Origin of the sequence: Algoriphagus sp. TR-M9 (genome assembly GCF_027594545.1) — a bacterium.
Classification (GTDB): Bacteria; Bacteroidota; Bacteroidia; order Cytophagales; family Cyclobacteriaceae; genus Algoriphagus; species Algoriphagus halophytocola.
Genome location: NZ_CP115160.1, coordinates 1509435 through 1530964, shown reverse-complemented (window position 1 = coordinate 1530964; position 21530 = coordinate 1509435). Strand labels below are relative to the sequence as shown.

16 protein-coding genes are annotated in these 21530 nt (G+C 42.3%); 4 read left to right on the top strand and 12 right to left on the bottom strand.

Going from position 1 to position 21530, the window contains the following annotated elements; genetic code table 11:
- Positions 1–70: 70 nt before the first annotated feature.
- A complete protein-coding gene (locus PBT90_RS06705; RefSeq protein ID WP_270132292.1) occupies positions 71–793 on the top strand; it encodes a DUF4397 domain-containing protein in 723 nt (240 codons plus the stop codon).
- 711 nt (positions 794–1504) lie between these two features.
- Here PBT90_RS06705 and PBT90_RS06700 read toward each other — a convergent pair.
- Genes PBT90_RS06700 through PBT90_RS06690 form a run of 3 tightly spaced genes read right to left on the bottom strand, consistent with a single transcriptional unit; the run spans position 1505 to position 3717 of the window.
- Positions 1505–2878: a hypothetical protein gene (locus tag PBT90_RS06700; RefSeq protein WP_270132290.1), complete on the bottom strand. Its 1374-nt coding sequence runs from the start codon at positions 2876–2878 to the stop codon at positions 1505–1507.
- Positions 2859–3407: an RNA polymerase sigma factor gene (locus PBT90_RS06695; RefSeq protein WP_264809609.1), complete on the bottom strand. Its 549-nt coding sequence runs from the start codon at positions 3405–3407 to the stop codon at positions 2859–2861. Before PBT90_RS06695 ends, PBT90_RS06700 begins: the two co-directional genes overlap by 20 nt.
- Before the next feature lie 10 nt (positions 3408–3417).
- Positions 3418–3717: a hypothetical protein gene (locus PBT90_RS06690; RefSeq protein ID WP_270132287.1), complete on the bottom strand. Its 300-nt coding sequence runs from the start codon at positions 3715–3717 to the stop codon at positions 3418–3420.
- A 300-nt stretch (positions 3718–4017) separates the two neighbouring features.
- Between PBT90_RS06690 and PBT90_RS06685 the strand changes: the two genes are divergently transcribed.
- A complete protein-coding gene (locus tag PBT90_RS06685; RefSeq protein WP_270132285.1) occupies positions 4018–5835 on the top strand; it encodes a hypothetical protein in 1818 nt (605 codons plus the stop codon).
- 222 nt (positions 5836–6057) lie between these two features.
- Here the strand turns inward: PBT90_RS06685 and PBT90_RS06680 are convergent, their stop codons facing one another.
- The 7 genes from PBT90_RS06680 to PBT90_RS06650 all read right to left on the bottom strand — a co-directional run bounded on the left by PBT90_RS06680 (position 6058) and on the right by PBT90_RS06650 (position 17247).
- Positions 6058–7593: an arylsulfatase gene (locus PBT90_RS06680; RefSeq protein WP_396127662.1), complete on the bottom strand. Its 1536-nt coding sequence runs from the start codon at positions 7591–7593 to the stop codon at positions 6058–6060.
- Positions 7594–7664: 71 nt separating this feature from the next.
- Entirely contained in the window at positions 7665–9422 is a 1758-nt protein-coding gene (locus PBT90_RS06675) for a RagB/SusD family nutrient uptake outer membrane protein (protein ID WP_270132282.1), read from the bottom strand.
- 29 nt (positions 9423–9451) lie between these two features.
- Complete coding sequence (locus PBT90_RS06670) at positions 9452–12847, bottom strand: SusC/RagA family TonB-linked outer membrane protein (RefSeq protein ID WP_270132279.1); 3396 nt, start codon at positions 12845–12847, stop codon at positions 9452–9454.
- 173 nt (positions 12848–13020) lie between these two features.
- Positions 13021–14010 (bottom strand): FecR family protein, encoded by a 990-nt coding sequence (locus PBT90_RS06665; RefSeq protein WP_264809604.1) that lies wholly within the window; start codon positions 14008–14010, stop codon positions 13021–13023.
- A 208-nt stretch (positions 14011–14218) separates the two neighbouring features.
- Positions 14219–14815 (bottom strand): RNA polymerase sigma factor, encoded by a 597-nt coding sequence (locus tag PBT90_RS06660; protein WP_264809603.1) that lies wholly within the window; start codon positions 14813–14815, stop codon positions 14219–14221.
- 592 nt (positions 14816–15407) lie between these two features.
- Positions 15408–16565, bottom strand: a complete 1158-nt coding sequence (locus PBT90_RS06655) for a hypothetical protein (RefSeq protein WP_264809602.1) — start codon at positions 16563–16565, stop codon at positions 15408–15410.
- 91 nt (positions 16566–16656) lie between these two features.
- A complete protein-coding gene (locus PBT90_RS06650) occupies positions 16657–17247 on the bottom strand; it encodes a uracil-DNA glycosylase family protein (RefSeq protein WP_264809601.1) in 591 nt (196 codons plus the stop codon).
- 218 nt (positions 17248–17465) lie between these two features.
- Here PBT90_RS06650 and PBT90_RS06645 point away from each other — a divergent pair, with 218 nt between their 5' ends.
- Both PBT90_RS06645 and PBT90_RS06640 read left to right on the top strand, forming a co-directional pair.
- Complete coding sequence (locus PBT90_RS06645; RefSeq protein WP_264809600.1) at positions 17466–18050, top strand: DUF4136 domain-containing protein; 585 nt, start codon at positions 17466–17468, stop codon at positions 18048–18050.
- 208 nt (positions 18051–18258) lie between these two features.
- Positions 18259–19107, top strand: coding sequence for an OmpA/MotB family protein (locus tag PBT90_RS06640; RefSeq protein ID WP_264809599.1), 849 nt, complete (start codon positions 18259–18261; stop codon positions 19105–19107).
- Positions 19108–19187: 80 nt separating this feature from the next.
- On the opposite strand, the gene PBT90_RS06635 is transcribed toward PBT90_RS06640, so the two are convergent.
- Positions 19188–20540 carry a TolC family protein gene (locus PBT90_RS06635; protein WP_270132272.1) on the bottom strand — a complete coding sequence of 451 codons (1353 nt, stop codon included), beginning with the start codon at positions 20538–20540 and terminating at the stop codon, positions 19188–19190.
- Positions 20518–21201 (bottom strand): ABC transporter ATP-binding protein, encoded by a 684-nt coding sequence (locus PBT90_RS06630; RefSeq protein WP_264809597.1) that lies wholly within the window; start codon positions 21199–21201, stop codon positions 20518–20520. The genes PBT90_RS06635 and PBT90_RS06630 overlap by 23 nt, the downstream gene beginning before the upstream one ends.
- Positions 21202–21530: the final 329 nt, after the last annotated feature.

Sequence of the window (21530 nt, the reverse complement as noted above, 5' to 3'; positions counted from 1 at the left end):
GTGGAATCTGTAGCGAAATCTAAAGGCACTACGTCTCGGAAGAGATTAAACTTAAACCAACAAATAAAATATGATTAGTGTAAAAGACTTTGCATTCAAAAAGCTTAGAACCTTTGCAACGTTAGCTTTACTCGGTGGAACCCTCGGATTGACTAGCTGTCTAGATGATAACGACATCGCTCAGGTACCTGATTCAGGGTACATTTCCATATACAATGGAGCGCCTGACAGTCCCGGATTGATCATTTCCACAGATGTAAGAGACGTAAATAATTTCCCGCTGATGTATTCTCAAACCTTGAGCTATAACAGCTATTTCCCTGGTGAAAGACCCTTTTTCTTTTCTGAGCAATATTCTGTGACTACGCTTTTCGAAAAAGAATTTACTGTGAAGGTCGATTCGGTATACTCCATGTACATCATTCAGGATGGTGAAGAATTGGATGCATTCTTGGTAGATGATGACTGGGCTGAACCAAACGAATCAGAGGCACAAATCCGATTTTTGAACTTATCTCCAGATGCAGGAAATGTCACCGTGGTATTCAATGAAAGCGAAACACCACTTTTCTCCTCCACTGGCTTTAAAGGAAACACAAGCTTCGAAAATGTGGATCAGGATCTTTACGACATTGAAGTCCTATCTGAGTCAGGAGAAGTGCTGGTATCTGCCAACGATGTCAGTTTACTTGGAAACAGGGTATTTACGCTGATTCTTAAAGGCTATGCAGAAACCACCGATGCGGACAAAAAGCTTGATTTGCAATTACTGACCAACTATATCAATTATTGATAACTAACCTCAATACCACAATGGAAAATCCCGGTCTGCTTAGATCGGGATTTTTTTTGCTATACAGCAAAAGCAGAGTTTTAACCTCATATCACCTCAATCGTTACTAGTATATTTTCGGATGCATCCTTAAGCCAGGCAATCAACAGCCCTCCAATTGCCCTGCAAATCCTCTTTTCATCAGGCTCTATTTCACTTGTATACTACTCAAAACTGATCTCTTTGGTCTTCAGCTCTTCTACTGACTTTCAATATTTCCTACCAGGAAAATTAAGAACTGTAAAACTTGCGGGAACATGATCTTCCTTGGGGTATATCATTACTTCCCTTCCCCCTGAGATATCTAGCGTAAGAATTTCCCTTTAGCCTTCCGCTAAGTCCAGTACCAACACATCCTGATAGGGTGCTTTCGCTTCAGCAATATCAGCTAATGAAAGGCCACTAAAAGCCTAGGGGTTGCGAAACATTTGCCAGAGGGGACCCCCTTTGAAGTTAGAATCTTGAGATGTTCCCTGTAAATTGGAAAAAGCCTTGATTCCGGCCTCCTCATTCAGAACCAGCCTCTACCTTCTCTATAGCACAGGCTAGCGTTCTCCCTAAAATTTGAAAAGGTTTGCTGCTTGGAAATTTCACCTCACTTTCTATCCATAAAAAAACCTGCTTCCGGAGAAGCAGGTCACTACTAGTATAGATTGGAACAAGAGGAAAAAATCACTTTTCTCCTCCACCGAAATTCAGCTTGAAACTGGCACCAAACAGGCCATAAGTATCTCCATATCCAGAGATTTGTTTGACTTGATAGTTATAGAATGGCATAATCACATAGCTTGCTCCCTTGGTTTCCAGCACCCTCAGATTCACGCCGAGATTTACCGTCGCAAAAGGATAAAATCTACCGTCTTTTGATTCCAGGGCCCTACTTTCTTGCACCACCTTGTTTTGAATAGAAAACGACGAACTTCCCAGCGCATCTGCATTAAAGGAAGGCACAGGTGCATTTGCCGTATATTCCAAATCCGCTTTTTGGTTTAAAGCGAAGAAATTTGAAAACCCAGCCTGAAGCGATATGGAATTGTTTCTCGTGATTGGGTACTGCACGAAAACAGGCATTTCAATCTGCATCTGTCGCACTTCGGTTTTATCAGTTTGGGGATAACTATTTCCATACGCCTGTATAGAGCTTTGGACTTCATTCACTTGATTCAGGTAGTTGAGACCTAGACCAGACCCCACTACCAGTTTACCCGGCAAATCTATGTCCACCAGCATTCCCAAGCCTATGGTAGAAGCCGAAGTAACACTGTTATTGGCCTGTGCGCCACCAAAGCCCGGAGAAACTCCCATGCCCAAATTGACCATGGTTTTATCTTTTTCTATTTCAGGAAAATCAGCTTTTTCCTCCTTGGGCTCAGAGAGGGCTATTTTTGCTATATTTTTCTCTTCACTTTTAGCTGGTGCCAAAGCTAGAGACTGCGAAGGCTTTTCTACCTGCTTTTCCGGCTCAGCACTATTGATTGCTGCTGTAAGATTACCTTCTGCAATTACCTCTTGCTTAAGCGGATTTTCGGGCTTAACTGGCAGCTGAGGTTCAGTTGGATTGCTTGCAAGTTGCCTTTCAGTTAAAACAGCAGCTGGCACTTCTGGTACCGGCTTACTTTCCGTTTTTTTAGAAGCTTGATTTTCGGATTTTTGCGCAGCTAATAGTTCTGAATCAGCTGTATTTTCAGGTTCGCTAGGTTTAAAACTCTCTGGAGATTTTACCTTAGCTTCTTGCTCTGGCTCAATACTACCATCAGCTGGCACAGGAGGGTTTTGTTCAGTGTGACCCTGATCCGCTATTATTTCTTGCGATGCACCTGTTTGGTTTAAATCATCCGAATCCAGCACGTTTCCTACCGCCAGCAGCAATGCCAGTCCAGCAGCAATCCCGCTTACCCAATAAACGATGGCTTTGCGTTGCTTTAGCTTTCTCTTTTTCTGAAAACTTTCCCAAGCGCCAAGTTCATAAGGAACTTCCGCCTCTTCCAACTTCTTTTTCAGGGAAGCAGCGATGAGTTGATCTAGCTTATCTTCCTTCATATTCATTCAAATGTTTTGACACCAACTGCCTCAAATGGGTTTTGGCCCTGGTGAGATAGACTCGGGATGAGCTTTCGGAAAGGCCAAGTTTATCGGCAATCTCCTTATGACTGTATCCTTCGATCTCATAGAGGTTAAAGACCATTTTGTGGTCATCCTGCAGTTGGTTGATCAGGTTTACTATATCTTGAAATGCAAGATCATTCAGCGCATGCACTTCATGTCCTACCTCTCTTTCCTCAGAGATATCTGTTTGGTTTTGATATTTTCTCTGCTTTCTGAAATAATCAATGGCTGTGTTTACGGTGATTCTTCGTAGCCATGATTTGACAGATTGGAAATCTTCCACTTTATGTACCGAGCCGAAGAATTTCATAAATGAATCATTTACAATCTCATCTGCCAGGCTTCTATCTTTTGAATAGGACAGACTGATCCCCATGACATAGCCATAATATTTTTTATAGAATACTTCTTCATATTTGGCTGATTTCCGTTTGCAACCGGCAATCAACTCCTCGTCTGTCCAGTTCAATTCAAACCTTTTATTCTGTGGGTTTTGATTTATTGTAGGGCTTCAGAACGTCCACTTTTCGCTCATCAGAATCTTTTGAGTTCTCGGGTATTTTCTTTTGAAGCGGAAAAGCAAGCAAAGCAGCGTCCCCCTTCATTCTTAGTCTTTTCTCGTTCAACAAGGTAACATCCATTTGCTCTGATAATTCAACCATCGCAAAATTAGACCCTTGGTTGGGATTTACAGAACTAAACCCACAATTCTCTTCACCGGCTTGATGGGAATAGCTGGCAAACAGAAAAAGCAGATAGATCCGAAAAAGCACCTTCATTCTGACAATTTTATACCCAGACGCATCAGTTCCCCTATCCGCTACAAGGCATTGATATTTTTTCTGAAAGCCTTAATATTTACTGCAGTTGAGTACAGGAGAAAATGCTGATTTAGACCTTTCGCTAAATACCTCTTCCATCCCTGCTTGTGAAAAATTTAACTCATCAAGGAGCATCCAGAAATCAACAAAACTGACTTTAGTCAGGAACCCTCCTGCTTTTCACCAGTCTTTGTCGCTTAGGCAATCCATAGGTTTGCACCTGCCTATTGGATCAATATTCACTCAAAAGCTTTGTTTATGTCTTTATCATATTCCCCACACACCTTTCATATTCCAGTCATGGGATTGGGCTATACAGTAGATACTCCATTGAAAGTGGCCAAATTCGGGATTTCGAGCGTGGTATCCATCATGGACGACCATTTGCTGGAAGATATGCGGAGGATTTATTCCAGAAAATTCGTAAAAGCATTCACCCCGATTCCAGAAACGGAAGAAGACTTTCGTGCCAAAAGAATAACTGCATATTTGGACTTAATGGCTGAGTTAGTAGAGGAGCAGTTTTCCAAACTAGTTCATTCAGAATGGGAAAACAATAGGGAGTTCCGGCAATATTTGGATTTACTGCCCGTAAACTCGGCGCTTTCTACTTTGTACCAAAAATACCTGAAGGCCTCAGGTCAAGACCGTGACCTGCTAAAGCATGAACTCCAAACCCTAATGCAGCCGGGAGCTATCGACGTCAACATCATGACCAAGGTAGACAAGCTCAATTATGACAAAAATGGCAAAGAACTTCCCAGAACCTATTCAGATGCCCTAGCAGCACTCAGGGGCTTTGCAAAAAGTAAGGCAAGAGGTTCAGTAGTCTTCTCGGCAGGCATGAACCCGGCATTATTCAGTTACATAGAGCAGTTCCCGGCTTTTTTCCCTGATGCAAACGGACATACCCAGAAAGGAATTATTCTCAAAGTGAGTGATTACCGATCGGCTATGATACAGGGGAAATTTCTGGCCAAAAAAGGAATTTGGGTTTCTGAATTCAGGATAGAATCTGGCTTGAATTGCGGTGGACATGCCTTTGCTACAGATGGACTACTGGTCGGCCCTATCCTGGAAGAGTTTAAAAATCGAAGACAGGAACTTTACCAAACACTTTATGAAACCTGCCAAAAATCACTGGAGGAGAAAGGGTTATACACAGTTATTCATTGCAACAAATTAAAGGTTACCTATCAGGGAGGTTTGGGAAATGCCGCTGAAGACAGCTTTATCCGTGAATATTATGAATTGGATGGTACAGGCTGGGGAAGCCCATTTCTCTTGGTTCCCGAAGCCACTGCAGTTGATGAAGAAACCTTGGGCAGACTTTTCAAAGCCAGGAAATCTGACTTTCACCTGAGCAAGGCCTCACCACTTGGTGTCCCTTTTAACAACCTGCGCAACTCATCTGCTGAGGAACAGCGAAAGTCAAGAATCGCAAAAGACCGCCCTGGAAGTCCCTGTTACAAGAAGTTCCTTTCCAATAATACGGAGTTTACCGATAAGCCTATCTGCACCGCATCCCGGCAATATCAAAACCTCAAAGTGAAGCAATATGAATTTGGTGAGATCGCCAAAGAGGAACTGGAAGATGTGCTAGCCAAGGATTGCCTATGCGAAGGACTAAGCGCCCCCGGCATACTGGCTATGGGTGAAGTACCTCGAAGGAACCTTAATGCTGTCACAATCTGCCCCGGCCCTAACCTTGCCTACTTCAAGGGGACTTTTTCATTGAAACAGATGGTAGATCATATCTATGGTAAGCTACCGCTGAAACTAGACCTGGAAAGGCCACATGTATTTGTGAAGGAACTTCAGCTGTATGCCCAGCATCTCAGGACAGAGTTTGACGCAAAAATCACAGAGAAAGTCGCTAAAAAAGAAGCTTACCTGGAAAAATTCAGGGCAAACCTCCAGCAAGGTATTTCTTATTATCAAGAGCTGATGCACCAGGTCTCTTTTGATTCTGAAGATGTGCTGAATAAAATGCAAAGTCAGTTTAATAGCCTGAGAAAAGAAATAGAGCACTTTAGCCTGGAAAAAGAGACAGTTTTGGCACCGGAGTTAAGCTAATAAACTCCTTGTGCTGAAGGATTTCTTCCTAGGTTGACCGCTGAGTGGGTCTACCGAATTGCAGTAGACTGTCAAAAAAAAGCTGTCTCAAAAGCACAAGTTATCGCATGGAGCAAAGTCAAAATGTATCCTGATTTACAGGAAATGGTCTTCGACTCTACGCTGGCAGACAACTAGAAACCTTCTGAGACAGCCTATTTAAAAGATAAGTAGTTTTACCTTCTATTGTTCAACTATCTTTCTAAGCTCTTCTTTCATTTCAGCTAGAATCTCTGGGTTATCTGCTGAAAGCTCCTTGGTCTCTTTTGGATCCGATTGGATATTGAAGAGTTGATCCTGCTCGGCAAAACCGGTTCTTATGATTGGTCCCCAAGGCACCATTTCAGGTCCTTCATTTCCAGGGATGAACTTGTACCCATCACTTCGGAGATAAGCCAAATTACTAAATAAGGCTTCTTGCACCAGTGCATAGCGTCCGGTCTCTGACTCTCCTATCAAGGTCTCATAGTGATTTTCACTGTCAATTGCCTGACTGGAATCATAGGAAACCTGATTAGCTGCCGCAAAGGAAGCCAGCAAATCCACCTGGCTAAACATTACATCGGAGCTTGTATTTGCCTGGACTTTTGCCGGCCATTTAACAATAAAAGGCACGCGAGTTCCTGCCTCTAAAGCAGAATATTTTCCTCCACTCAGACCTCCATTTTGAGCATGATCTCCTGTCAATTCCCTTGCTTGATCCACATATCCATCATCTAGCACGGGGCCATTATCACTGGAAAAGATGACCAGGGTATTTTCTTCCAGACCTTGCTCCTTTAGCAGCTTCATCAATTCACCTACCTGCCAGTCCAGCTGTACGATCACATCTCCCCTAGGACCAAAGTCCGTAGCGCCTTGAAATTGCTCATGGGCAATCCTAGGCACGTGAATATCGTGGGTGGAAAAATACATAAAGAAGGGTTTCTCAGACTCCGCCTGGATAAAACCAGAAGCTTTGTCTACAAAAGTCTGGGCAAAATCCTCATCTCTCCATAGCGCTGCTTCTCCACCTGCCATGTAGCCGATTCTACTCACTCCATTGACAATAGTATGATTATGCCCATGAGACCACATCATCTTCAATAGCTCCGGATGATCCTTCCCTGTAGGCCGATCACCTACTTTTTCCCGGTAATTCACTTCTATGGGGTCATTTGGATCCAAGCCTACCACATGATGGTCTTCCACAAATACCGTGGGAACCCGATCTCCTGTAGCAGGAATAATAAAGGAGTAATCAAAGCCGATCTCCAACGGGCCGGGATTCAATTCCCCGTTCCAATCTGGCCCATTGTCTCCTCCTAGTCCCAAGTGCCACTTGCCTATTACTGCCGTTCGGTAGCCCGCACGCTGCATCACAGCCGGCAAAGTCTCTACCCCGGGACGAATCAAAGCCGAAGCATCTCCGGGAGCCACTCCCCTGCCTTTGGCTCTCCAGGCATACTCGCCGGTCAACAAAGAATAGCGAGATGGTGTACAGGTAGCCGCTGTGGCATAGGCATTGGTAAATAACAGTCCATCTGCTGCTAGCTGGTCAATATTTGGAGTAGGGATTTTTCCTCCATAAGCTGAGACATCGCCATAGCCCACATCATCGGTATAAATTACCAGCACATTGGGCTGAGTATTTTCAGCTGTTTCAGCAGATTTCTCCGCACAGGAAAAAAGCCCGCAGGCTAATAAAAGAGATAAAATTTTGCTCGGTTTAATCATCATAAGTCTGTATAAACAAAAGAGATAAGGCCAGAATAACTCTGGCCTTATCCTCAGATCAATCATTCAATAAATTAATATCCAGGGTTTTGCGTCAAATTAGGATTATCTGCGATCAAGCTCAAAGATATTGGTAAATAATATCTTTCGGGGCCAAATGTACGCTCTTCACCTTCTGCATTTTTCAAAGTAATGGCATACTTGTCTGCATCCAAATCATAATTGAACACCAAACCTTTGGTACGAACCTTATCCAAATACTGAGGCGCAATTCTCCATCTGATCAAGTCCCAAAATCTATGTCCTTCAAAAGCAAGTTCTACTTGTCTTTCCTGACGGATATTTTCCTCTGTGGCTTCAGTAAGAAGCGGCATCCCTGCGCGGTCTCTCAACTGGTTCAGTGCATCCAAAGCCTCAGCTGTATTTCCAAGATAGTACGCTGCCTCAGCAAAATTCAACAAGGTTTCAGCATATCTGAACACGTAGTAGTCCTGGCCAGATCTACCAGCAATAGGCTCTTGATTAGACTCATCCAGTCTTTTGCGAAGCAATAAAGCAGTATTTCTAGCATTTCTAGGATGACAGGCAGCTGGCCATGCTTCTCCATTTCTATCCAAAGTACCTGAGGAAACTGTAACACGCTCCCCAGCATCATTAGTATAGGTGGTACTACTGTGGAAATATGCCAAATCACCCTGCCAAACAGACTCCGGGTAAAATACAGAAGCTCTGAATCTAGGATCTCTCATTCCAAAGAAATCATCGATATCCCATAGGTTTTCGGAAGTAAGATCATCACGGGAAATATCTGTTCCTTTTCTGCCATCTACGAAATCAAACTGCTCTACGAAATCGTATAAAACGGGGTAGTTCGAATTCCACGTTGACAAAAACCCTGCAGGGGTGGCCAAATTGTCCAGGCCATGTCCTCTGATAATAGGCTCAAACACCTCCGCAAAAATCACCTCTTCATTCCCCTCATCCAAAAACAGCTGAGAGAAATTAGTCATTTTGTCGTCATGCTTGTTATAAAGCGCAAACATGCCGCTCTCTATAATCTCCTTACTTGCATCGTACGACTTCTGGTAGAAAGCCTGTACACTAGAAGGAGAGATACCTACAACACCCTCAGCTTGAACTTCTCCAAAATTTCCTATACTGGCTGCATAAAGAGAAGCCCGGGATAGTAAGGACAAAGCAGCGTATTTATCCGCTCTTCCGCTAGCTCCAGACTTGGCATCTGGCATGGTCACTATAATATCCTCCAGCTCCGCCATCACAAACTCATAAATCTCTTGTTCGGAAGTCCTAGCAGGGAACAACTCTTCATCTGGGTCATCCACTTCCTGTACATTCGTAATCAAAGGCACTCCACCAAATCTTTTAGCCATTTCAAAATAGATAAAGGCTCTCAAAAATCTAGCTTCATTGCTCTTCTGAAGGATGTATTCCTCGCTTAGAGATTCACTATTGACAATATTCTCAAGCAGATAATTGAGATCTCGTATGGCTCCATATTTCCAGTAATTCAATGGCCCTGGTCCTGCTGCAGCTGTGTATGATCTTCTGTAGGTGCTATTTGGTGTCTGCCAGTTGGCAAAATTAATATGCTCCGCACCGGCGGCCGGGATCATCCCCATATTCAGGGTACCTTCTCCTCCGGTATCAATAAACTCCATTCTGTTGTATACACTTGCCAGATATGCCTCTGTGAGACTCTCATCTTCAAAGACCACATCTTCTGAGATAAAATCAGGAGTCTTGGTTAATTGACTTTCACATGATGCAAAAACGGCCAACAAAAGCACCACTATTACTATTCTTGATTTCATGATATTCATGTTTTTTCGTTTATACATTATTAAAATCCAAGTTGAACACCAAAGGACATGGTACGGAGTAATGGCAAGCCAAACCCTCCGTTACTAGAGGCCTCTTCTGGGTCAATGGCATCTTTGTAAATCCCTAGTTTGTTAAATGAAACTAGGTTATCACCTGATAGGTAAACATTAGCATTGCTTAGTCCTACCTTGTCCAGCACCACACTTGGCAATGAATATGACAAGGTTGCGGTCTTCAGTCGGATATAAGTACCATCGTACATCCAGAAATCAGAGTTGATATTGTTCCAAGGTCTGGTACCGTTTCTTTCGAAAGCAGGTAATTGTGCATTTGGATTAGATCCTACTCCTGGGTTACTCGGATCTTGGGTCCAAGTATATTGCTCATGGATTTTCAAAGGAACTTGCTCGTTATTGAATGCCGCTCTGTTCAGACCCGTCATGTTTACACTGAAGTTTGTTCCTCCCTGCCAAAGCATGGCTAGACTAAAACCTTTGTATGATATTCTTGGAGAAATATTATAAGTAATATCAGGGTTATCTCCATAGCCGATCTGGTATCGGTCAGCTCTATTGATCATACCGTCCCCATTGATGTCCACATAACGGATATCGCCTGGTTTTGGAGAGCCATTAATATCTTCTATGGTGTACTGCTCCAGGTATTGATCTACTTCTGCTTGGGTGTTGAACAAGCCGTCTGTTTTATACCCAAAAGAAATGTTTACCCATCTGCCGCTTCTTTGGTCAAACTGTACCTGAATAGGATCCGATGTATCAATGTCTTCCTCGTAGTTTTCATATTTCTGTCTGGCATAAGCCACACCCACATTGATGTCATATCTGAAATCTCCCACAGCACCTTGATTACCTATAGAAAGTTCAAAACCTCTATTACTTCTGGAATCCAGGTTTACCTGAGGTAGTGAAGCTCCAAATGTGGATGGCAGTGACTCTAGGGGAGTTCTCAATAATCCATCTCTATACCTGTAAAACACATCAAGTGTAGAATACAAAGTACCGTTAAACATGGTCAGGTCAACACCGGCATTGTAAAGCGTAGTCTCTTCCCAAGTAATGTCAGGATTCACTAATCCAGTATTATTTATCATAGCGGTGGGGTTTCCATCTAAATAATAAACAGCAGAGCCGGATTGCTCGAATCCAGATAGATAATTGAAAGAGGTGTTACCCACATTGCTATCTACACCCGTCTGGCTATAGGAAAGTCTCAGCTTCAGCTGATCAATAGTGCTGGAGTTTGCTAAGAAATCTTCTTGGGCAATATTCCATCCGGCAGATACAGAAGGGAAATAGCCCCAAGCATTGGAACCAAACTTAGAACTGGCATCTGCACGTAGTGTTGCTTCAAACAAATACTTGCCTGCATAAGCATAATTGAATCTACCCGCAAAACTCACCCGGGTATATTCTATATCTCGACCTGTACCAGAAGTTCTTGTCAATTCATTGGTACCGCCTACCTGCGGAACTTCTGTAGACAATAGATCTACCCGAGTGACTGTCAATGAACGATAGGTATTGTTCTCATTTTCACCGAATAACAAAGCACTGAATTCGTGATCATTGACTTCCTTATTATAAGTGGCATAAAATCTCGAAAGCACTCTGCTGTTCGGGTCATTTGCTCCTCCAAAATAGTTGGATCTACTGAATGAATTTCCCTGAATTGAGCCTTCTAGCGTATACCCATCAAAATCAGAGGTTACTGCATCTGCATCATAAGTATATACTTCATAAGGGGTATTCAATGTAGCATTTTGCAGGTTTCTGGCTCTCACATTGATTTTTCCACCTACTGCCAGTCCTTTTACAAATGGCAAATCATACCTTAACTCAGCCGCGCCTGTCAATGTATGCTTGTCAGTTCTGTCGTAGCCCACAAATCTTTGATGAATTCTAGCTACAGGAGATCTAGCCGAGAAGCCAGAATAAGGAGCTCTGTTTTCATCCGGAAGATTCGGGTTAAAAATCGGCTGAGAAGTACGTAGGTCATTCCAAATTACTGAAGGTGCTTCAGCGGAATAATCTTGATTCTCTTTGATGTATTGCCCATTGATGGTCAAGGTTACATTCTTAAACAAGTCAATGTCCAGGTTATTTGTCAAGGTCAGTTTATTATAATCATAATCGCCTTTGAAAATCCCTGACTGACCTAGGTAACCTACAGAAGAATAATAGCGGATCTTTTCACTACCACCTCTGATACTTAAGTTATGACTCATCAGGGGTGAACCTGAATTTTTCACTACTGCATCTACCCAATTGTAACTTGGCAATTCTCCAGATTGATACAGATTCAAGTTTTCTTCAGTAAACAAGGTACCATAACTGATATCTGCATCTGGATTTGCCGGATCATATTGTCCGTTAAATACCGCATCTCTTCCAAGTTTGATAAATCCAGCTGCATCCACTTGCTCTGCAAAGGTCAATCTTTTCTGGGTAGCGACATATCCATGATAGTTCACGGACATGGATCCTGAAGCACCACGTTTGGTAGTCACCAATATCACTCCATTACCCGCTCTGGCACCATAGATGGCTGCTGAAGCATCTTTAAGTACCGTAATAGTTTCAATATCATTCGGGTCAATTCTATCTAGATTCGATTCTATTCCATCTACAATCACCAATGGATTACCGAAGCCACGAATACTCAAGGAAGCATTATCCTGACCCGGTAAACCTGGATTTTGGTTGGAAATCAAACCTGGAACCTGACCGATCAAAAGACCCTTTACGTTGGTCACTGGTGTTTGAACCAAACGATCAGCTTTCAAGTCCGTAACCGAACCGGTAAGGTTACTCTTCTTCTGAGTACCATATCCTACGACTACAATTTCATCCAAATCACCATAATCATCTTGCATAAATACATCAATGGAGCTTCTGCCGCCCACATCTATGGTCTGAGTGGTGTATCCTATAAATGAAAAAACCAGAGAAGATCCTTCATCCACAGTCAGACTGTACTTTCCGTCCAGATCAGTGACGGTACCGTTGGTGGTTCCTTTTTCTATGACGGTAACTCCAGGGATGGGAAATTCTGTTTCGTCCTTTACCACACCGCTGACTTCAATCTCAGCTGCTTGGGTAGTTTCGGCCAGAGCTTCCTGAACCTGATTCTTACCTACATAGATGCTGCTGTTCACCTGCTTAAACCTCAGTCCGGTTTCTTTAGCAAATTTCACCAAGACATCTTCAACAGTTTTCATTCTTCCTTCTAGCGGTATGCTAGGCAAAGCTGAAACAATATCCTCTGGATATACAAACATATACTCCGTCTTTGACTCGATAAAGTCAAACAGTTCTGAGGCATTCCAAGACTTAACTTCAATCTTAATTTGAGCCTTGTCAATAGGGGTAATTTGTGCGTTGCTTTCTCTGGCCATCAGAGTGGTTAAGCACAAAAATTGGATCAAGACGCCGTATAGGAGGTTTTTCGACAGCGCCTTAATCAGATAAAGTAAATTAATCTTCATAGTGCATTTGGGTTAAGGTGGTGGTTTTTCCACAGGAATTAAGCTTATTCATCCTGCTGCTAATAATATTTCGCATGGGCGGTTTATTTTAGGGTTACTTGATTTTCATTAATAGAATAGTTGAAGTCCAGAGAGAAACTCAGACCTTCCAGAATATTTTCGAGGCTCTCATTATTAAACTCACCGGAAACCCTGCGATTGGTCTGAACGCTTCGATGCACAGTGATTTCCACGCCATACCAATCCTGGAGATTACCGAGAATGTCCTGAAGTCGCTTTCTTTTAAATCGAATTCGTCCTTCTTTCCAGGCTGTGGTTTCCACAGGGTCAAATGCTGCCACTTCGAATTCCTTCCCTTCCGAATCATAGGAAGCCATGGTCCCCGGGTCTAAAAATTTCGCAAGCTGATCGTCCAAGGTTTGGCCCTTATCAAGCAGCTGCACTTTCACCTTTCCTTCGGTGAGGGCTACCTGATGCTTTCCTTTTCTGAAACTCACATTAAAAGCTGTACCCAGTGCAGTGGTCTGCAGCTCGCCGGAGTGTACGATGAACGGGACGTCTTTATTAGATGCCACTTCAAAAAAAGCCTCTCCTTCCAGTGAAATCTTCCGAAGTTCTTTTCCATATTCTGAATCAAAAGTCAATGATGAATTCGAATTCAAAATGACGTAAGACTGATCTGGCAGTCGAATTCTGAGTTTTTCACCTGACTGTGTATTCCTGGTATAAATCTTCAGGTCTTCCTTGATTTCAGTGTCTGGCTGATCACTCCACCTAAACAAAGAAAAAATCAATGAGCAGAATAACACCACTAATGCAGCTACCTTCATAATCATCGAATTCCAGCCTATCCAAGCGGTTTTCTTGGGTGGTTCCAGCTTCGAATGTATGCTGGTATGGATCCTTTCCAGGGCAGCAGTATCATTGCTTTCGGGAGCTGATTCCCAGCTTTCTTCCAGCAACTGATCCAGTTTTGCCCTGGATCCGGGCATGTCCAGCCATTCTACTACTTGCGCAGCCTCTTCAGGAGTACTTACGCCATTTAAAAATCTAATTAGTATTTCTTTATCCACTTGGAGATTCTTTGACTCTAATACACCCAAGGGCTGCAGACTACTTAAAGAATCAAGAAAAAAAATTCAAAAATTCACCATAAAAAATGTAAACGCATGATTTACTGAAAGTTACACTTATGAAAAAATAAAATAGCTAAGGCAATACTACACCAAGGGTGATTGGGTTGAATATCAACTAGGAAGAGTAATAGCTAGGCTTCATGCGCTATGCAAGCAGCATCAAGGTGATTAGGATGGCAAGGGGTGACTTCTCAAACAAGGTGCTTTTGATGTATTTTTTCGCCAGGTAAATATGATGATCCACTGTCCGGACTGATATATCCAGCATTTGAGCGATTTCATGATGGGAATATCCTTCTAACTTACTCAGGGTAAAAACATTGCGTTGAGTAGCCGGCAATTGGTTCAAAAGTTCAAAAGCGACCTGTTTTCTAGACTCATAATAATTATCCTGCCCCAGCGTGGATTCATCAATGATGGCGTCTAGCTCAAAATCCTCTAAAGGGACATTATTCTTTTGATCTCTGAGTTTGTTATAGATTCTGTTCTTTACAGATGTAAATAAAAAACTACTGAAGTTCAAGTCAGGTTTCAGTTTTGACCTCCTCTCCCAGACTTTCAGAAATACTTCCTGAACTACATCCTCTGCCTCAGCTTTTACCTGAAAAAAGGTACTCGAAAAACCCAGAAGCTTAGGCGCATACCTGCTATATAATTCATCAAAAGCCCTGAAATCATCGGACTGCAGCAAAGCCACCAGCTCTTGATCGGACAATACGGTATGTGATTTAATATTAGGCAATTTAGATCAACTATTCATAAAGCTGTGATAAGCAACTTACATTGATTGGGATAAGTATGTGGATCATATATAGAATAAACTATAAGTCACCTTCAAAGCATCCAATCACTTTATGCCTTTAAACATATACCTTTTTATTTTAAAAATTCAACTTTCGGTACAAAACTTATCAAAAAAAATAGGGTAAGCAAGGGGGTGATTTGAATTAATTTTACATTAGTACAGTTTTTCAAAATAATATTTGGACGCATGGCCTAATTATGAAGAATTCTATAATTTGAGCAGACTTGTATAATACCAATACATCTTGTGATATTTTGAGTGCCCGCTCATTTATAGTTTAGTTTTGAATAGGTGAAGCAGGACTTTATGAATGGCTTTAATCCTCATCCAATCTCAAGCTATAGAGCACAATCCCGTCATCCTCAGTTTCCGTCAGGGAAGCATCCTTGGACAGAATCCACGATGGAGAAGGAAAAGTTGGCTTTTTGATTTTGCTAGGAATCTGATTTTTGATTAGTCCAGGAAAAAAAGCAGAACCCGGCAAGTACTGCTAGAGGTATTCTTATTTTTAAAGGCATTCCTTAAGTTTTTATTTCTTGGTCAATTTCAATTTATAAAGCACTATCCCATCATCTTCGGTTTCGGACAATCCTGCAATTTTGGAGACAACCAATTCTCCATCAGCATTGACCACCATAGGGAAATTACTGGCTATAGGAATGGGCACATTACTGGCCAACTGATTAAAGTTCTTGTCGAAAACCGCTGCAAAGTTTGGGTTCATCCGCCTTCTGGACAATCCCCCATCAGTGGGAGAACCTAAAGCTGTTTTTTGTGCTTCAGTAAGTCCTCTGTTGTAGATGGCCAGATAGTACTCCTCGGTCACGAGGATATTCGTAAGGTTACCGGGTACTTTCTTTTGGTTCTCTGCAAAAAACTGCTCGGCCTGATCTAAGGGTACGGAAGTAGTGGGTACCCAATCCGGGATATCCACGGAAACGGTTTGCTCGTATTCAAACTTATCCCCTACCTTATTATACACATAGATCGTAGGCTCAAACCACATGCTCAGCAGCAATTTATCTCCATCCATGGAATAAACCGGAATGGGAAAGCCATTTACTTCATCCTCCAATAGCGGAGAGGACTCAGGTAGCCTTAAGGCTCCCAGCGTGTCGCCGCTCGCTTTATCCTGCGCCTCTATAATCGGCAAATGAAGCAAAGCCTGATAGAATTCCCCTTCCTGCAGATTGACATCTAGTGACTCCGGCCAGGGTTTTGGATAGTAGATTTTATCTCCGGATTCAAACATTCCGAGCTTAGGGTACATCATAAAAACCTGATGAGGATATGGGATGTTCACCTCTCCTACCTTGGTTGAATCCTGAAATCTATAATATCCTTTTGGCGGATTGAAGACCGTGACATCTCCATTGAAATACCCCAACCCTAGCGCTTGCCCAACTGCATTTATACCATCTTCACTGAAACTGTTATGATTGAGGATTTTGCCCTGTTCATCCACTTCTAAGTATTCGTAGTAAGAATTCGTGGCCAACAGATATTTTTCAGCCTTTGGGTCATAATCCAAGAGCATCATCTCACCGAGGTAATCCACCTGAAGTGAATCAGTGATTTCAAAACTAAAACTTTTCTTTTCTGAAGAATCGACCGATGATTGCTTTCCGCAGGAAAATAAAGCGACGGTCAAAGTGAAAGTAAACAAATAAGATAGGTTATGCTTCATAGTAAAAATTTGAGATCAAGGAGATGATGCTGAGATTACTAGCTAAAAAACTAAATCCTTGATCAAGCTACAAATCCTTAAGTATTTTTAACTAATTACTTTTTCGAAGGATCTCATTTACCTGCTCGCGCAAAGCTGGAACCACTGCATCTTCAAACCACGGATTTCGCCTTTGCCACATACGATTGCGGGGGGATGGGTGTACCAAAGGAAAAAATTGCGGTAGGTATTCTTCAAAGGACTCCACAGTTTTTGTCAAAGTGTTCTTTCTAGAAGACCCCAAATAATACTTTTGGGCATATTGCCCGATCAGAAGCGTCAACCGAATGTCTGGCATTTCTGAGCAAAGTTTTTCATGCCAGATCGGCGCACATTCAGGCCGAGGGGGTAGATCTCCTCCCTTGCCCCTACCAGGGTAGCAAAACCCCATGGGCATAATGCCAAATAGCTCCGAATTGTAAAAAGTCTCCTGATCCACATCCATCCAGCGTCTCAATTCGTTCCCGCTTGGGTCATTCCATGGAATCCCAGTTTGATGTACTTTGGTACCAGGAGCTTGGCCAATGATCAGGATTTTACTTTTTGGATGTACAGAAAATACAGGTCTAGGCCCTAAAGGAAGATGGGTTTCACAATATCTACAGGTTCTAGCTTCAGAGATAATACGCTCATAATCACTCATATGGGTATCTTAGGATAAATAGGATTGATTTCTTTGCAAAAACCAAGTATTTTATTGTGAATCAAAGTTATTTATTGGAATTAATAGTAAATTAATAGGCTATATGACTGAATTCCATATATTTAGTTTAAACAATAGTCTGTTAATATTAGTTAAATCCAAGCTTTACGGCTAGTACGTATATAGGACCAAATTTCACTACTTAGACTTTATCAACCATGAAAAACCCTTACCTTCTTTTCGCACTCATCCTGTTTATCTGCGCGGGATGCTTCTCTTCCAAGGACTACGTGACAGAATATGATTACAACTACCAAGCTTCATTTAAGCGATACAAAACATTTGCTTTTGTAGCCCCCACCGAAATCGACACCTCTCTGATCACGCCTGTACTCAGTGCGACTATTGGAGCGAGATTGGGTTCGCAGGGATTCCGGGAAAATGAAGAAAAACCAGACCTGCTGGTGAGCTATAAGATCTTCATGGATTCCATTAAATACAGAGGCTATGTACAGCCAGAATTCAACTACTACCTACAGCGGGTAAGCAATGTGGAAGTAAAAGAAGATGGAGAACTGGACAAAGAACAGGAAAAAGACGAAACCTACAATCATGTCAAATACAGCGAAAATGAAGGAATGCTGGTCATCTACGTGATTGATAGCAAAAGAGGAAACACCATATGGCAGGGATATACTGCCGCAAATTTTAATTCTGAAGACCCGAATTTCCAATCAGACATCACCAGAGCAGCATACCGGGTAATGAATGAATTCAAAGTTTTGAACAATCAAATGGAATGATTCATGAGTATAGGAATAGTCAATATGTGTATGCTTTCCACAGTTTTTCACCCAAGCCCCAATCTTCAGTTGGGGCTTTTCATTTGTAAAAAAAGCAGCACTATCGTGCATATAAGCTGATTCTGAACAATTCTCCCCCTATATTCCCCCCAGTGCCTGTCTTGGCAATTGCTTTGAAATAGTTGATGCAAATACAAAGAAATCAACTATGAAAAAATCACTTATTGTTACAGGTATTTTGAGCGCCACTGTAATGGTCTCTTGTGTTTCGAAAAAGAAATACACTGAATTGGAAAGCAATCTTTTTAAAACCCAAACTGAACTCGCTACCACTGAGCAAGAAAAAGCTGAGCTGGAGGAGCAAATGCGAATCATTGAAAACAGAGTGGCTGAATATAATGCCAGAATTAATTCCCTACGGGACACCAATGACGCATTGACCATTCAAAATGATGGCATGCTCAGCTTAGAAGGAGCTACCCTGATGTCCAATAATTCTAAGGAAAAAATGAAAGCGACCTTGGCCAATGTGGATCCTGAAAAACTTGCGCAAGCGGAAACGCTGGAAGACTCTGTAAATTTGGCGGTGGAATACAACCTTAAGAAAAACATCACTGAGAATTCAGTAGATGGAGAAGAGGACGATGTCAACATAGCTATTGACCAGACGGTGGTCATGATCTCTGTGTCGGATAAGTTGCTATTCAATACGGGCAGCTATAGAATCAACACCAAGGCCGACCCTCTACTCCAAAAACTAGCGGAAGTGATCAATGCAGAGCCAAGTCTCCAGGTAATGATAGAAGGGCATACTGACCCTAGGACTATTTCTACTGGAGTAGTTCAGGACAACTGGGATTTATCTGTGAAGCGAGCTACAAGCATCGTGAGGAAGCTTCAGGAGGACTTCAATGTAGCTCCAGAGAAAATGATCGCAGCTGGTAGGGCCAGTTATATGCCACTGGTAGAAAATGATTCTCCAGAAAACATGGCCATTAATAGAAGAACTCGAATCGTACTGATACCTGATTTGGACATGTTCTTTGCAATGCTTTAAGACGACAATACAGATTAACTATAACCACCAATCCAAAAAGCAGACCTTTCGGTCTGCTTTTTTTGTATAAATCAAATAACCTAATCCACGATCTCCAAAGTACCCAATGCATACTGCATCAACACATCTTGGAAAAACAAGGTGTAGATAGCCTGGGCTTGATCAGCCTGAGCTGCTACCAATTGCTGGTTGGCAGTAGCCAGATCCACAAAATTTGAAATCCCGAGTCGAAAACGCTCCGAAACAGCATTCTTCGCCTCTAAGGCTGCCAATACCTGCACATCGGTATTTTTATGCTTTTTCAATGCCGCCAGGTAATTTTGATGCGCTAGTTTCACATCTTGATAGATTTGCCTATCTACAGATTCCTTTTGCAGAACCTGATTCTTATAAGCCACCTTACTCCTTGTGACTTCTAGCTTATTCTGGAAATTATTGAAGATGGGAATAGAAAGATTAAGCCCAATGGTGTTTTGCGGATAAACCTTCAGTAACTGATCCTGTAGATTTCTATCATCCAGCGAGGTAAAGAAGGTGTTATAATTATAAAAAGCACCGATTCTAGGGTAATACATAGCCTTGATTGCCTTCATATCCTTTTGGAAGGAATCCACTAAAAGCTCCTGCTGCACCCTATCTACGCGATTGCGCTGGGCCAAATCATACAATTCCGGCATTCCCATATCTGAAAACCTCAGGCTTTCACTTCTAGGATCTACCGCTTGTAACAGGGGCATGACCCCCGGTTCGAGCTGAAGGTATTCCGATAGTCTCCAGAGATCATTCTGAAGCTGAAGTTCTGCATCTACCGCTACTGATTCTAATCTAGCCACTTCAGATTGCTGATTGTACTGATCCGAAATGGTGCGTAAGCCTGCCTCTGCAAACCCTTCTATTTGCCGCAATTGCTCCTTTTGGTTCTCCAGATTTTCCTGTGATATCCTCAGCAGCTCCTGATCCAAAAGCACTTGAAGATAGCGTTGAGCCACATCAAATACAATTTGCTGATTAGCCCTTTCAAGTCCTTTTTCCCCGGCTTCTAAAGCCAATTTAGCAGACTGGGTATCCAAAATCCTCCTACCCGAGTTGAAGAGTGGCATATTCATATTCAAGCCCGCATTGACCACTTCGTTTTTCACGTTGGTCACTACTATTTCCCCTTCTATTTGCTGAAACTGCTGCCCGGACTGCTGAGAAAATGAGGAATTAATGTTCGCATTTGGGAAATGTGACAGAAAAGCCGATTTCTTGGCTACTTCCAAAACTTCCAGATTATTGGACTGCAACTGATAATCCACATTGGCTTCCAAAGCCAAATCCACCGCTTGGCGAAAATCCAACCTAAGGGTATCCTGAGCCTGAACTTCTATTGTAAAAAAAGCCGCAATTATACAGCTGAATCCTAAATTTTTAACCATGTTTGATTGCTTCATCTTTCTCAATTTTACCATCCAGCATATCTATCAGCCTGGTGCCAAAGTCTGCGTTTTCCCGAGCATGTGTAGCCTGAATGATGGTAGTTCCTTCTCTGTGCAATTCCTGAAAAATTTCCATGATTTCCTGAGCCTGTCCAGAATGCAAATTGCCCGTAGGCTCGTCTGCTAACAGTAGGCTAGGCTTTCCTGCAATTGCCCTAGCAATGCCTACCAATTGCTGCTGACCTCCAGAAAGCTGAGCAGGAAACAAATCCTTTTTGGCCACCATATTAAATCGATCCAATAGATTCGCGATGATGCTTTTACGCTCACTAGAACCCACCTTTCTGTACAAAAGCGGGGTTTCAATATTTTCATAAACTGTCAGTTCGTCGATCAGGTGGTACGCCTGAAAAATATAGCCAAACTCACTCTTATGAAGCGCGGATCGCTCACGTTCTTTCATTTTACGGATAGATCGCTCCCCAAAAAAGTAATCCCCCTCGTAATCCTCATCCAGCATTCCTAAGATATTGAGCAGAGTGGATTTACCGGCGCCACTGGGTCCCATTAATGTGACAAACTCCCCCTGCTTGATGGTCAGGTTAATGCCTTTGAGTATAAATACCCGCTGAAAACGGGACTCTATGAATTTATCAACTTCTTTAAGTTCTATCATTAATTTATTGGTAGATTATAAGATTGTTTGTTTGGTAGGCTAGCTTCAAAAGCTACCTGACTTCTGAGGACACCTCATTCTTTTCCACTTTTATGCCATAAAAAAATGCCCCTGAATTAACTCCAGAGGCATTTTTTCCTAGTATCAGCTTATGCTTTCTCGAACATTTTTGTTCGCCAGCGGACGAAAACCCTATACAAGATTCTATTCTCAATGGTCCAAGATCTAAGTCAAGGTAGAACCAACCCAGGTTATCAAAACTCAAATTGAAATGATGAGAATGGAATGGTCGCTACTCCGCTAGACCTGAAAACTCTCTTCCTTCCAAA

Bases quoted from the DNA above. Each gene is read 5' to 3' on its own strand.
- PBT90_RS06705 (WP_270132292.1), top strand. From the start codon at position 71: ATGATTAGTGTAAAAGACTTTGCATTCAAAAAGCTTAGAACCTTTGCA.
- PBT90_RS06700 (WP_270132290.1), bottom strand. From the start codon at position 2,878: ATGAATATGAAGGAAGATAAGCTAGATCAACTCATCGCTGCTTCCCTG.
- PBT90_RS06690 (WP_270132287.1), bottom strand. From the start codon at position 3,717: ATGAAGGTGCTTTTTCGGATCTATCTGCTTTTTCTGTTTGCCAGCTAT.
- PBT90_RS06685 (WP_270132285.1), top strand. From the start codon at position 4,018: ATGTCTTTATCATATTCCCCACACACCTTTCATATTCCAGTCATGGGA.
- PBT90_RS06680 (WP_396127662.1), bottom strand. From the start codon at position 7,593: ATGATGATTAAACCGAGCAAAATTTTATCTCTTTTATTAGCCTGCGGG.
- PBT90_RS06675 (WP_270132282.1), bottom strand. From the start codon at position 9,422: ATGAAATCAAGAATAGTAATAGTGGTGCTTTTGTTGGCCGTTTTTGCA.
- PBT90_RS06670 (WP_270132279.1), bottom strand. From the start codon at position 12,847: ATGGCCAGAGAAAGCAACGCACAAATTACCCCTATTGACAAGGCTCAA.
- PBT90_RS06655 (WP_264809602.1), bottom strand. From the start codon at position 16,565: ATGAAGCATAACCTATCTTATTTGTTTACTTTCACTTTGACCGTCGCT.
- PBT90_RS06650 (WP_264809601.1), bottom strand. From the start codon at position 17,247: ATGAGTGATTATGAGCGTATTATCTCTGAAGCTAGAACCTGTAGATAT.
- PBT90_RS06645 (WP_264809600.1), top strand. From the start codon at position 17,466: ATGAAAAACCCTTACCTTCTTTTCGCACTCATCCTGTTTATCTGCGCG.
- PBT90_RS06640 (WP_264809599.1), top strand. From the start codon at position 18,259: ATGAAAAAATCACTTATTGTTACAGGTATTTTGAGCGCCACTGTAATG.
- PBT90_RS06635 (WP_270132272.1), bottom strand. From the start codon at position 20,540: ATGAAGCAATCAAACATGGTTAAAAATTTAGGATTCAGCTGTATAATT.
- PBT90_RS06630 (WP_264809597.1), bottom strand. From the start codon at position 21,201: ATGATAGAACTTAAAGAAGTTGATAAATTCATAGAGTCCCGTTTTCAG.